The sequence below is a fragment of the Cryobacterium gelidum genome (assembly GCF_004403985.1).
GTDB lineage: Bacteria > Actinomycetota > Actinomycetes > Actinomycetales > Microbacteriaceae > Cryobacterium > Cryobacterium gelidum.
Genome location: NZ_SOHL01000027.1, coordinates 24,557 through 37,657, shown reverse-complemented (window position 1 = coordinate 37,657; position 13,101 = coordinate 24,557). Strand labels below are relative to the sequence as shown.

At 59.6% G+C, this 13,101-nt stretch carries 8 protein-coding genes; 6 read left to right on the top strand and 2 right to left on the bottom strand.

All coding sequences use genetic code 11. From position 1 onward, the window contains the following. Positions 1 to 2 precede the first annotated feature (2 nt). The 4 genes from E3T50_RS13300 to E3T50_RS13285 are packed head-to-tail and all read left to right on the top strand — an operon-like array spanning position 3 to position 4,666. Positions 3 to 1,361: an acetyl-CoA carboxylase biotin carboxylase subunit gene (locus tag E3T50_RS13300; protein ID WP_134552536.1), complete on the top strand. Its 1,359-nt coding sequence runs from the start codon at positions 3 to 5 to the stop codon at positions 1,359 to 1,361. Between the two features lie 60 nt (positions 1,362 to 1,421). After that, entirely contained in the window at positions 1,422 to 2,894 is a 1,473-nt protein-coding gene (locus E3T50_RS13295) for a carboxyltransferase (protein WP_092448044.1), read from the top strand. A 4-nt stretch (positions 2,895 to 2,898) separates the two neighbouring features. Next, on the top strand, positions 2,899 to 3,726 hold the full coding sequence (locus tag E3T50_RS13290) for an enoyl-CoA hydratase-related protein (protein ID WP_134552534.1): 828 nt from the start codon (positions 2,899 to 2,901) through the stop codon (positions 3,724 to 3,726). A gap of 16 nt (positions 3,727 to 3,742) precedes the next feature. Then, positions 3,743 to 4,666 carry a cyclase family protein gene (locus E3T50_RS13285; protein WP_134552532.1) on the top strand — a complete coding sequence of 308 codons (924 nt, stop codon included), beginning with the start codon at positions 3,743 to 3,745 and terminating at the stop codon, positions 4,664 to 4,666. Positions 4,667 to 4,884: 218 nt separating this feature from the next. Here the strand turns inward: E3T50_RS13285 and E3T50_RS13280 are convergent, their stop codons facing one another. Together E3T50_RS13280 and E3T50_RS13275 are read right to left on the bottom strand one after the other, a co-directional pair. Beyond that, a complete protein-coding gene (locus E3T50_RS13280) occupies positions 4,885 to 7,089 on the bottom strand; it encodes a hydantoinase B/oxoprolinase family protein (protein ID WP_134552530.1) in 2,205 nt (734 codons plus the stop codon). 21 nt (positions 7,090 to 7,110) lie between these two features. After that, a complete protein-coding gene (locus E3T50_RS13275) occupies positions 7,111 to 9,411 on the bottom strand; it encodes a hydantoinase/oxoprolinase family protein (RefSeq protein WP_134552529.1) in 2,301 nt (766 codons plus the stop codon). A gap of 172 nt (positions 9,412 to 9,583) precedes the next feature. Here E3T50_RS13275 and E3T50_RS13270 point away from each other — a divergent pair, with 172 nt between their 5' ends. Continuing rightward, positions 9,584 to 12,295 (top strand): branched-chain amino acid ABC transporter permease/ATP-binding protein, encoded by a 2,712-nt coding sequence (locus tag E3T50_RS13270; protein ID WP_134552527.1) that lies wholly within the window; start codon positions 9,584 to 9,586, stop codon positions 12,293 to 12,295. Continuing rightward, positions 12,292 to 12,975, top strand: coding sequence for an ABC transporter ATP-binding protein (locus tag E3T50_RS13265; RefSeq protein ID WP_134552525.1), 684 nt, complete (start codon positions 12,292 to 12,294; stop codon positions 12,973 to 12,975). Before E3T50_RS13270 ends, E3T50_RS13265 begins: the two co-directional genes overlap by 4 nt. Positions 12,976 to 13,101: the final 126 nt, after the last annotated feature.

The window sequence follows — 13,101 nt, the reverse complement described above, 5'->3', positions numbered from 1 at the left end:
CCGTGCGCAGCATTCTGATTGCCAATCGCGGTGAAATCGCCGTTCGTATCATCAAGGCTTGCTTCGACGAAAATATCGAGAGTGTCCTCGCCGTCTCGGCCGCCGACGTTGATTCGCTCGGGGCCAAACTCGCAGATCGAATCGTCGTCATCGGGCCGGCAGCAGCGGGGGAAAGCTACCTCTCCGTTGAACGGGTCGTGGCAGCGGCGCGTCACGCGAACTGCGATGCACTCCACCCCGGCTATGGGTTTCTTTCCGAGCGGCCGACTCTTGTTGACGCCTGTGAAGAAAACGGGATCACGTTCATCGGGCCTCCGGCTGAGGTCATGCGTCGCGCGGGCGACAAGCTTCAGGCACGCGCGGTGGCGGAGTCCATTGGTATTCCCACGGGCAAGGGATCTCCGGGGCTGACCAGCGTCGAAGACGCGATCCGGACGGCCGAGCACTTGAACGCATACCCTCTCCTGCTCAAAGCGTCGGCCGGCGGTGGTGGACGTGGAATGACCGTCGTGAGGAATCCCGATGACCTCAGCCAGGGTTTTGTCCGGTCGAGCACCGAGGCACTGCGTGCCTTCGGTGACGGAACCCTCTATCTCGAGCCCTACATCGAGAAGGCTCGACACATTGAGATTCAGATCCTCGCCGACTCCCAGGGAACCGTCTGCCACCTCGGCGAACGTGACTGCTCAGCGCAGCGTCGATACCAGAAGATCATCGAGGAAGCACCCAGTGTCGGTCTTCCGGACGACCTCATCGTCCGGATCAGGCAGGCTGCAGTTGACCTGGCGACAGCCCTCAACTATGTCGGGGCAGCAACAGCCGAGTTCCTGGTTGACGTAGAAAGAAACGCCTTCGTCTTTCTGGAGGTGAATGCCCGAGTTCAGGTTGAGCATCCCGTCACTGAGGCAGTATCGGGAATCGACATCGTGCGCGAACAGATTCGTATCGCCCAAGGCTTGCCCCTGTCGTTTTCGCAAGAGGATGTTTCTATCACCGGGCATGCCATCGAGTGCCGGATTAACGCCGAGAATTCTCGCAATAATTTTCTGCCCAACCCCGGACTGATCGAGGAGTGGACGATGCCTCAGGGCACGGGCATTCGCGTGGATACCTACGCACACAACGGAGCTCACGTGCCCCCTTACTATGACTCGCTCATCGCGAAGATAATCGTTCATGCGCCCGACCGGCAGCAGGCAGTTGACCTGATGGCCCGCGCGCTGGCCAAAGCGACCGTTCGCGGCGTCGACACGACAATCGACCTTCAGCTCGACATTATGCGTAACGAGACTTTCCGCACCCAACCCATCACCACCAAATGGCTCGAAGAATCATTTCTTCCGGCCCGGCCCGCTGCCTAAGCACGTTCCCTTGTCACCGCTCACTATGTGTGCATGCCCCGACGCTTCGAAGGAAAAAGCATGAATGTCGAATTTGTAGACCAGACCCTGCGCGATGGAACTCAGAGCCTCTGGGGATTGCGGATGCGCGCCTACGATGCCGCAGATGCCCTGCCGTACCTGGCCAAGACGGGATTCGAGACCATTGATCTCACGGGCCCAGGTGTCTTCACCGTCCTCGTTCGGGAGTTCAACGACGATCCATGGGACACGATGGACTTCCTCGTCAAGGGCCTGCCGGGCAACAAAACGCGCTGCGGAATGCGCACCCACAGCGTGATGGGATTCGCCCGCGCCCCTGAATCAATCATCGACCTGTGGGTCCAAACGCTGATCAAGCACGGCGTTGAGAATTTTTGGATTTACGACTGTGCTTTCGACCTCCCGGTGATGAAGCGCTTGGTCGATGTGATTGCCGCGGCTGGCGGGGAGGCGCTCCCGTCGATCATGTACGGCTTGACCTCGATTCACGACGACGCGTTCTTCGCCGCCCAAGCAAAGGAAATGGCATCGTGGGCAGGAGTGCGTTCCATCTATGTAGAGGATGCGCCCGGCATTCTGAAACCGGAACGCGCAAAGACCCTGTTGCCGGCAATCCGCGCGGCGGCCGGCGATATGCCTCTTGAGCTTCACTGCCATAACAACGCCGGGATGGCCCAGCACAACTACATGGTGGGGATTGAGAGCGGTTTTAACCGTATCCACACCGCGTCACGCCCTCTCGCCAATGGGGCATCTCTTCCGTCGACAGAGAGCATGGTCGACATCGTCGAATACATGGGCCACACCCATTCGCTCGACCGGAACATGTTTGCGCCCGTTGCCGAGAATTTCATTCGAGCAGCCAAGGCCGGAAACCACTTACTTGGAGTGCCTGCCGAGTTCGACCCCCGGATCTACGATCACCAGCTTCCCGGTGGCATGACGGGCACGCTCATCAACCAGCTCGGCAAGCATGGGATGGCTCACCGGCTGAATGAGGTCCTGAACGCGATCCCTCAGGTTCGTTTGGATTTCGGCGAACCGATCATGGCTACTCCGTTCTCCCAGTTCGTCGGAATACAAGCGGTGCTCAATATTGTCACGGGCGACCCCTACAGCCTGGTTCCTGACGAGGTCATCCATTACCTTCTCGGTCACTATGGGCCCATTCACGGCACCGTGAACCAGAACGTGCGCGACCGCGTTCTCTCCAGTGCGCGCGCCAAGCAAATTGCCCAGTGGGAGCGCCCCGAGCCCAGCCTGAAGGAGATTCGTTCGCGCTTTGCCGCCGGGATCTCGGACGAGGAGCTGCTGCTTCGCTACATGAACTCCGAAGATGAGGTGAACAAGACCCTCGCGGCGGGACCTGTGCGCAAGGACCCTCGCCGGAGTGCAAACAGGATCGTCGAGAACATCGTCGACTTGGTTGGAGAGAAGAGCACGGCCACAGCCTTCTCGGTGTCATCTCCTGACTTCAGCGTTCACCTCAGCAAATTGACCGGAAGCAAGTAAGGCCATGACCGCAGACTACGAAGCCATCACCCTCCTCGAGGAAGACAACGTCGCCTGGATCACGTTCAACCGGCCTGATCGGCTCAATGCCCTGAATGATCAGCTCTTGGAAGAACTAGGCCACGCGTTGGATTTCCTGGCAACGTCAGACAGCAGAGTCATCGTCATCAGGGGCAGCGGCCGAGCATTTTCGGCGGGCTATGACGTCGGTTCGGACTCTAACGAAATTGGCTACGCGCACGAGCGAAGCCCGGTTGAAGACCGTGACCGTCAGCTCGCCAACATCGACCTGTTTCTGAAAGTGTGGCGCCACCCGCTTCCTGTCATTACCTCCGTTCACGGCTTCTGCATGGCCGGAGCGACGCAGCTTTGTGTGTTCTCCGACATCACCATCGTCGCTGAAGATGCCGTCATTGCCGCGTCCCCGGCTGTTCCTATCGGGGGTGGGTTCATCTCCCCGTTGTGGGCAACCATCGTCGGTCCCAAGCGCGCAAAGCTCATGAGCTTCGACGCCGGCCATCGCATTAGCGGCGTGACCGCTGTCGAATGGGGCTGGGCCACAGAGGCTGTCCCCGCAGATGCTCTGGATGAACACGTTCGAGCGCTTGCGCTCTCCATCGCTCGTACGCCGACGGCGATTCTGAAGCTAAAGAAGGAGGCCATTAATCGGGTTTCCGAACTTCAGGGCCTCGTCACGATTGGGCGGATGGGTGCCGAAACAGATGCGCTCCTGCATCTCACGCCTGAGGTCCAACTCCTGCAGAACCTCATCAAGGAACGTGGGCTCAAGGGCGCCATTGCACACTTCAACTCCGGCGAAATGAAATTTTAGCCACGAATGGATCCCCATGATTCCCGCATTTGATGACCTCCCTGAAATCGGCACTATCGGCATCAAGCACTCGTGGGGCGTGCTCCCGGTGTCGTTGGGAACGCTCGCGTTTCTGAGCCCGGCGGCGACGCTGGAGGCCAGCCATGCTGTTCGTACGGGGGAGACGATTTCTCTCAACGTTCCCTTCGACGACTTCGCGCCGCCCCTCTTCGACCGCCCCAGCCTGGGGCACCTCATGACGGAGACCGGGAAGAACACGTTCGAAGACACCTTGAACGATTTCAATCCTCAGTCCTCATCACAATGGGACGGCCTGACGCACATCCGGGCCCGCGAATTCGGATTCTACGGTGGAATCACCGACGGCGACGAAGCCCGGGCAACACTGGGAATGCACCACTGGGCCCAGCGCGGCATCGTCGGTCGCGGATTGCTCGTCGATATCGTTCGGTATCGAGCCGCGCACAACATCGCGTGGGACCCGTTCGTGGAGGACGCCGTCGAAGCGTCTGAAATCGCCGACATCATCGCATTCCAAGGACAGCGCCTGCAGCCCGGAGACATCCTCTGTGTTCGCACCGGGTGGATGGGCGAATATCGACGTCGAGCTTCCACCGGCGGAGATGTCTCCCGCGTTGGGGACCAGTTTGCTGGAATAGCCTCTACCGAGGCAATGGCTCGATTCCTTTGGGACAATAAGGTTGCTGCCGTCGCGTCGGACAACCCCGCTGTGGAGAGCGCTCCTGGCGATCCTCGCAATGGTTCGCTTCACCGTCGGCTGATCCCCGGGTTGGGCTTCGCCCTGGCAGAGCTACTCGATCTGGATGCCCTCGCTGACAGGTGCTTCGAGCTCAACGCCTACGACTTCCTCTTTTCCGCCGCACCGCTTCCCCTGACCGGGGGAGCGAGCTCAACGGCAAACGCGCTAGCCATTCTCTAGGCGTACGACCGCTGCTATGGCTGCTCTGGCTGCTCGGCGCGGTCGTTTGGCGCGCCTGATCGTCTCCTCGATCGCGAACGTGGCCGCCCATCGGGGTGTTGCCGCGAGCCGGTTCTGATCCGGCATCCGCTCGTGAACCGCACACACCGTTCGCAGGCCGACCACGCAAACAGCCCCGGACCTTCAGGTCCGGGGCTGTTGTGCGTGGTGTACGTTCGCTAAATTGCCGCGGGGAACCGCTCGAAGACACCGGGACGACTGGACTGAACCAGGGGGTGTCCGTCGAGGGTGACGTCGACCACGAGCGAACTTGCGCAGCCCGGGCAGCTGTTTTCTCGAAGAACAACCTCTTCGAACTGCACGCGCTTGCGAACGTTCGACTTGAGCTCCGCGAAACGGCCGGAAATTTCTTGTTCTTTCGTCACCGCCTGTGTGCGCCAGTTGCCCGTGCTGGCGCCTAGGTCCTCGCCGCACATGTTGCAGGCCCAGCGCTCATTGACGATACCCAGAGGCGCGAAGGTCGGCGCGTTGCTCAGGATCGGACGCTTCACTTTGCCCCCGATTCGTGCTTCACGGATCGACTCACGAAGAGCCATGGTTCCGACCTCATCAACGCTGCCATTTTCGGCAAGCTCGACACCGTACACATCGTGAGCGACTCCAGCGGAGACGTAGCCGTCAGAGACGTCCGCACTCACACGGTGCGTTTCCCGCAGGAGCGGGTCACCGGCGCCGCCGCCGCCGCCGTGGATGACGGTGTAGACGTCACCTCGGTTGAGCGTGAGTGACGCGGATTGCGTAGGACCGGGGATGGAGTGTCCCTGAAGCGATTCTTCGGTGGGGTATATTCCCGTCTCCAGGAGGTCAAGAATGTTTGTGTCGCGAAGGAGCTTCCACGTGCCGGCCGAACCGGCGAATCCGCCGGCAACGCCACGAGGAGGAACATAGGCGCTGTTCGTGTAGGCGCCGGCATTCATCCGGTCGCAGTGCAGAATGGCGAGACAGGTGTTGACACCGTTACCGCCTCGGAACACTCCGGCGCCACCGGTGTCAGGTTCCACGCGGCGCCAGAGGATCATTCCGGGCTGGCTCATCTCTTCAGCCTCAACGTCGGGCATATCGCACCCGGCCATCGCCTGCGCGGCATAGATTTCCATGCCGTCGCCAACGCTTTGTCCCGCTCCGCCCGAGGACATACCCACGGACATCGAGAACGAAACAGTGGGGTTCCCCGTCCGGCGATCAACGCCGAAGGCGGTGAAATAGGTTTGATTCTGGGCAGGCTGTCCGGCAACACGAGCGCCGATGACGGGATTCTTGCTAAAGGAGCAGGCCTGGGAGAACACGTCGATGAGCAACTTGTTGACGCGCATTCCCGTTTGGATGTGTGACATCGTGACGGGAGCCGGGGCCACCGCGTTGACAATGGAACCCTTGGGTCCCAGATCGAAGTGGACCGGACGCCAAATTCCGGCATTGATGGGGATGTCATAGGCCAGCTGCGCCAAGATCGTCGTCCACGACTGGCCGAGAACCGACGGTTCGACACCGTTGACGAATGAATCCGTCTGAGGTCCACCGCGGAATTGCAGTGTTATCTCATCATCTTCCACGATGAGGCGGCAGTGAATCTCGTGGAGTTCTTCAATGCCGCGGGCGTCGAATTCGACCCAGTCGCTGCTGTCATACGTGCCATCCGGCATTGACGTGATGATGGCACGCAGGCCGATCTCAGAGAGCCGCTTGCTCTCTTCGTTCAACGTTGTGAAGCGGTCAAGGCCGATTTCAGCCAATGTCGCTTCGAGACGGCGTTGGCCGGCATTGTTGGCGGCGATCATGCTGCGAATGTCGTTGAGGACTGTTCCCGCCATGCGTACGTTATTAGCGATGAAACCTTCCCACTCAGGATCGATGGCGCCATCACGAGCAATTCGCGTTCCGGGGAACGCGAGGGATTCTGAGAAGGAGTCCACGGCACCCAGCGCGAAACCGGAAATGGCAGAACCGCCAATGTCGAGGACGTGTTCGTTCACATAGCCCCAGGCCACGAGCTTGTCCTCGAAGAAGAAAGGCATAACGATACCCACGTCGCCCTGGTGCACGGCGCCGGACGTGTGCGGGTCGTTGCAGGCGAAGGCGTCGCCGGGCCGAAGATTCGCGGGGTCGACTCGGCGCATCACGGCCTGAACGCCCAGGAGAGCGGTGCTGACGTGGAACGAGACGAATCCCGAGAACGCGAGCTGCTCACCGTTTGCATCCAGGATGCAGGTGCTGAAGTCTTTGGCGTCGGTGACGACCGGGGAACCCGATGTCCGCATCAGGGTGATGGCCATTTCGTTGGCAATGTTGCGAATCGACTTCTGGTGAACCTCGACATCGATCAGATCGTATTCGAGGGTCCCCTGCGTCTTTGCAGAATTCATGACTGTCTTCTCTCTGGTTCTTTACGCGGTGAGCGTGAAATTGAAGTACTGGTCACGGCCACATTCGGAGCCTTCGGGTACGTAGATTGTCGTATCTCCGACGTCAACGATGCAGGGGCCGTTGACCACGGCGCCGGGGATGAGGTCTGCTTCGGCGTAGATGGGGAGCACTGCGTCGCGTCGCTCGCTGGGTAGGAAGACGGAGCGTTCGCCGACAGGCTGCGGCGTGGGGACTCCGACGACAACCGCCTGCTGACGCTCAGTCGGCTTCGGGCGGTGGTGGATGACACGGGTCGAGAGGGTCATGAGAACAACAGGTGAGCCCTTCCATGCTGTTCCTTCGCCGTAGTTGCGCTCGTAGACGCGGGGGAAATCGTCCGCGAGGCGAGCAGCGTCGGCTGGAACGAAATCCACGTCTTGCAAAGGAACGGTCACTTCATATGTCTGTCCGAGGAAACGGAAATCACCGCTTCGCTCAACCGAGAGATCCCCTGGAGCAATCCCCTCGAGACCAGCGTCGTGCTTGGCCTGGCTGAGCATGACCGCCATGGCCTCGTTGATCCGATCGGCCTGGCTCGGATCGCTGAGATCCCAGTTGACTGTTTGCTCGTACTGACGCACGTAGTCCGCGATCAGAACGCCATACGCGGAAAACGCCGAGGAATTATCGGGGATGACGATACTCGGGCAGCCCAATCGGCGGCAGATTTCCACGGCAAACAAGCCGAGCCCTCCGCCGTACGAGAAGAACGTGAAATCACGAGGGTGATGTCCTCGTTCGATGCTGACAACACGTAAGGCGTTGGCCATTTCGATGACGGCAAGGTCATATATGCCTGCTGCGGCCTGCTTGACATCCCAGCCCAGCGGATCCCCAATTCGGTTCTTCACAGCTGCTGACGCATCCGCGACGCTGAGCTGGTGGCGACCATTGAGGTAGTTTCCTGGATCGATCAACCCCAGGATGACGTTCGCATCGGTAACCGTCGGTTCTGTTCCGCCGCGTCCGTAGCAGGCGGGGCCGGGCTCGGAACCCGCGCTGTGCGGGCCCACCTGGGGAACGCCTCGTCCGTCGAGCCATGCCACGCTGCCGCCGCCGGCGCCGACTGAGACGATGTCCAACATGTTGATTCCGGTGTGGAACGGTCCGAATGTCGCCTGCTTGGCGATGGACGGCTCGAGGTTGGGGAGAACCGCCGTGTCGAAACTCGTTCCACCCATGTCACCGACGAAGATATTCGTCAGTCCGAGTCGGGCGGCAGCGTGCCGGGCACCCATCACGCCGCCCGCCGGGCCGGATTGCATCAGAGTGACAGGCTTGGCCTGAACGGCCTCGGCGCCGACGGATCCACCGATTCCCTGAAAGAACGTGAGAGTACCGGTGAAACCCGCGTTGCCGAGCTGCGTCTGCAGGCCTTCGACATATCGTGTCGTAGCCCGGTGTGACAGGCAGTTGAAAACGGCGGTCATGAATCGCGGATACTCGCCGACGACGGGGTGAACCTCAGAAGAGAGAGTGATGAAAATGCCGGGGATCTCTTCGAGAACAATCTCGCGGGTTCGCTTCTCGTTCGTGCCGTCGCTGAACGACCACAGGTAGCAAATTGCAATAGCTTCAACACCATTGTCGCGAAGCCGACGGACGGCGGCACGGACTTCGACTTCATCGAGGGGAACAGCGATCTCGCCATTGCTCATCACGCGTTCACTGATTTCCTCAATGCAGTCCCGCGCAACGACGTCCGGCGGGGGAGTCTGGAGATGGTCGTCGTATTCAACGCGGCGGGCGCCGCTGGCCAGGCGAAACGTGTCCTTGAATCCGCGTGTGATGAGCACGCCTACTTTGGCACCACGCAACTCGGTGATGGCGTTGGTGACAATAGTTGAACCGTTGATGAACGCATGGCATTGGGCAAGAACTTCATCGCGTTCCTGGCCGAGCTGGTTCGCTGCAAGCTCAAGGGCATTGAAGATGCCAACACTGTAATCACCATGTGTCGTGAACGACTTACTGCGTACGAGACCATTGGGCCCCGAGAGGACGAGGTCGGTATGGGTCCCCCCGACGTCGACTCCAACGGCATAGTCGTTTTTTTCAACCAGCTGCGATTTCATAGTCCTTGTGTTCTCCATTTCATTGCAACGCCCCGTTGCGTCATGATCACATTTGCCCTGTTGCGCTCTGACCGCTTGCGCGGAAACGACGGATCCGTGAGCTCTCGATAAGTGTCGCAAAGGCGAGATAAATCTGTCAAGCGTTTGTTTGAATTGGTGTTTGTTTCTAGAGCGCTGCCGGCCAGAGAATTCGGGCGTGATCGACAAAAAAGCAATAGTTGACTTTCCACCAGACGATTGGTAGAAATATCAGGTACCTGCGGGATGGCGCAGCAGGTCGAGCATTTGCCCCTGTCCAACCCCGATCAATGAGGATCGAAAGGAGCTTCATGCCCTTCCGGACCTTTGTTGAATCCGAATTTGATGGAAGAAGAACCTGATGGAAGAAGTTCTGCGGTTTGCACTGATCGGCCTTGGCCTGGGTGCAATGTACTCACTTGCCTCGCAAGGTCTTGTTCTCATCTACCGAGGCTCGGGTGTTCTCAATTTTGCTCAGGGTGCCGTCGGAATGCTCGGGGCCTACGTCTATTACGAGGCTCGCACGACGTTCGAGCTTCCCTTCCTGGTATCGGCCTTGATCGGCGTCGTCGCCTCAGGAATTGTCGGTGTTCTCGTGCAGGTCATCATCATGCGCCGGCTCAAGAACGCCTCGCCGCTGGCGCGAATCGTGGCGACCCTCGGGATCCTGCTCACCCTGCAGTCCCTCGCGGTCTTGAAATACGGCGGCCGAACGACATTCGTGACGCCCGAGTTGCCTCAAGGCGTCATTCCCCTATCCGGATCGATAGTCCTTCCTTGGGACCGACTCATCATGGTCGTCATCGCCGTGGTCTTGACGGTCGTCCTCTGGGCTGTCTACAAGTACTCACGATTCGGACTCGGCACCTCAGCGGTGGCTGAAAATGAATTGGCGGCCTCGACCCTGGGCTGGTCGTCTGATCGCATTGCCATGATCAATTGGGCCGTTGGTTCCGCACTGGCCGGTATTGCGGCAATCCTCGTTTCGCCCATCATCACCCTTCAGGTCTCGGTGATGACGAACCTCGTACTTGCGGCTATGGCGACGGCGCTGATTGCCGGCTTCCGTTCGTTCCCGATCGCATTGGTGGCGGGGCTCGTCATCGGCATGATGCAGACCGCTGTGGGACGCTTCTCAGCGGACATCCCGGGGCTGGCGGACTCGCTTCCCCTTGTCGCCATCGTCATCATCCTGCTGGTGCGGGGCAAGTCTCTTCCGCTCCGGGATTACATCTTCCAGAAGCTTCCCCTGGTTGGCTCGGGACGCATCCGCTGGAGAATCGTCGTTCCTATTCTCGTTGCTGTCGCAATCCTGATCATCGCCGTTCCGCCTCGCTGGCAGGATGCCTTGACCATCACCATTGCCGCGGCCATGATCACGCTGTCCATCGTGCTTCTTACCGGCTATGCCGGACAGATTTCGCTGGCCCAATTTGCGATGGCAGGTTTTGGCGCATTCATCGCCGGTCGAATGGTTTCCATTTGGCATGTCTCCTTCGAAGTTGCTCTCATCTCCGGCATCTTGGCTACCATTCCGGTCGGGATTCTCATCGCGCTTCCCGCGGTGCGAACCCGGGGGATCACCTTGGCCGTTGTCACTCTCGGGTTGGGCACGACTCTCGAGTTCATGGTCTTCAACAGCGACTTCCTGACGGGAGGCTTCTTCGGGACCCAAATCGGGCAACCCCTGCTTTTCGGCCTCAACATAAGTGCCATCGTTCATCCCGAGCGATATGGACTCGTGGCTCTGGGACTCCTGCTCCTGATGACCCTGGTCGTGGGCAACATCCGTCGCGGACGAAGCGGCCGCAAGCTCATTGCGGTGCGAACGAATGAACGAGCCGCCGCCGCACTTGGAATCAGCATCACGTCAGCCAAGCTGTACGCCTTCGGTGTCGCTGCCGGCATAGCGGCGTGCGGCGGTATCATCCTCGCGTTCCGTAGCGAATCGATCGTCTTCGGTTCGACCTTCACGAGCTTCAACTCGATTTCGGCTGTGGGCTGGGCGATGATCGGCGGAATCGGTTTCCTCCTCGGCCCGCTCTTTGGCGCAACGCTGGCTCCCGGATCGATTGGTGCCGCTCTCCTGAACGCAATCCCGGGAGAGTTCAGCACGTTCCTGCCTCTCGTCAGCGGTGTGCTGATCATCTTCTTCGTGATCCAGAACCAGAACGGTGTTGCCAAGGAAATGTCGACTCTGTTCAAGGGACTTCTGCCCAAGCTGGCCCGTGATTCCAAGGCGCATTCCTCCAGGGAGCTGATGGTTCCCAACGCAGCTCCGGTGCGCGTCAGCCAGAAGGTATTGGAAGTCAGGAACCTGACCGTTCGATACGGCGGAACGGTCGCCGTGGAAGGCGTGACCCTGACGGTCCGCCCTGGCCAGGTACTCGGCTTGATCGGGCCCAACGGTGCCGGAAAGACCTCCATCATCGATGCGATCACCGGTTTCGCCCCGCAGACCGAGGGCGATGTCATCCTCGATGGAGTCAAGATGAATGATCTCTCGGCCATGCGGCGAGCACGGGCAGGAGTCAGCCGTTCATTCCAGTCTCTTGAGCTTTTCGAAGACTGTACCGTTCTCGACAACCTGCTTACGGCTGCCGATCCATTCGAGTCGGGTTCATACTTCCTGGAGATCTTTCGGCCGAGCAAACCGCGACTCTCCCCGGCCACAATCGAAGCGATCCGTGAGTTCGACCTCGCTGATGAACTCGACACGGTGGTTGAGAATCTGCCCTACGGCAAGCGTCGACTCGTCGCTCTCGCCCGCGCTGTTGCTATCGAACCCAGCATTTTGCTGCTGGACGAGCCCGCAGCCGGATTGGGCGATGTCGAATCGGCGGAGCTCGCAGAAATGGTTCGAAAACTTGCAAAGAACTGGGGCATAGGAGTCCTGCTCGTGGAGCATGACATGAACTTCGTCATGGGTCTGTGCGACGAGATCGTTGTTGTCGACTTCGGAAAGAAGATCGCCGAAGGAAGCCCCGCTGAAGTTCGCGGGGACAGCCTTGTTCTCGAGGCCTACCTCGGAGCTCCCTCGTCGGAAGAAATCACGGAAGGAATGAATCGATGAGCGCACTTGACGTTATCGGGATGAGCGCTGGATACGGCACCCAACCCGTTGTGGAAAACATCAACCTGACCGTTGAATCGGGCACCGTCACCGCTCTCTTCGGGGCAAATGGTGCGGGAAAGTCAACCACGCTGAAGGCCATCAGCGGGGCCATCGGCGTCTTGGCGGGAAGTGTGGCGATTAACGGCAGCGCAACCACAGCCCCTTTGTACCAGCGTGCACGCAATGGGCTCTCGTATGTCACGGAAGAACGGTCCGTTTTCAAGGGTCTGACCGTTGAGGAAAACCTCCGAGTCGGCGGTGTAGACATTCCCACCGTGCTCGCGCTCTTCCCAGAACTTGAAAAACGTCTGCGTATTAAGGCCGGACTCATCTCGGGAGGCGAGCAGCAGATGCTCTCGCTCGGCCGGGCCATGGTGCGAGGACCCAACCTGATTCTGGCCGACGAACTGTCACTCGGTCTCGCCCCGCTCGTCGTGACACGCCTCTTCAAGGCGTTGCGCACTGCGGCGTCGGAGACAGGGTTGGGTGTTCTCCTCGTTGAACAACACGTTCGGAAGGCACTCGACTACGTCGACCACGTCTACGTTATGAGGCGCGGGCGAGTCGAACTAGACCTGCCAATTGCCAAGGCGAAGAACCGCATTGAAGACATTGAGAACGCCTATCTCTCGGCCTGATGAGCGACCGGCCCGGCCGTTGGACTGGGGACCGAGAACCATCCCGTCAGCTTGCTGACACACGCTGATATTCTCAGCCGGGTCAAACAGACTGCCACCGCACAGACCCCATAATTACATCGTCGT

Bases quoted from the DNA above. Each gene is read 5' to 3' on its own strand.
- E3T50_RS13295 (WP_092448044.1), top strand. From the start codon at position 1,422: ATGAATGTCGAATTTGTAGACCAGACCCTGCGCGATGGAACTCAGAGC.
- E3T50_RS13290 (WP_134552534.1), top strand. From the start codon at position 2,899: ATGACCGCAGACTACGAAGCCATCACCCTCCTCGAGGAAGACAACGTC.
- E3T50_RS13285 (WP_134552532.1), top strand. From the start codon at position 3,743: ATGATTCCCGCATTTGATGACCTCCCTGAAATCGGCACTATCGGCATC.
- E3T50_RS13280 (WP_134552530.1), bottom strand. From the start codon at position 7,089: ATGAATTCTGCAAAGACGCAGGGGACCCTCGAATACGATCTGATCGAT.
- E3T50_RS13270 (WP_134552527.1), top strand. From the start codon at position 9,584: ATGGAAGAAGTTCTGCGGTTTGCACTGATCGGCCTTGGCCTGGGTGCA.
- E3T50_RS13265 (WP_134552525.1), top strand. From the start codon at position 12,292: ATGAGCGCACTTGACGTTATCGGGATGAGCGCTGGATACGGCACCCAA.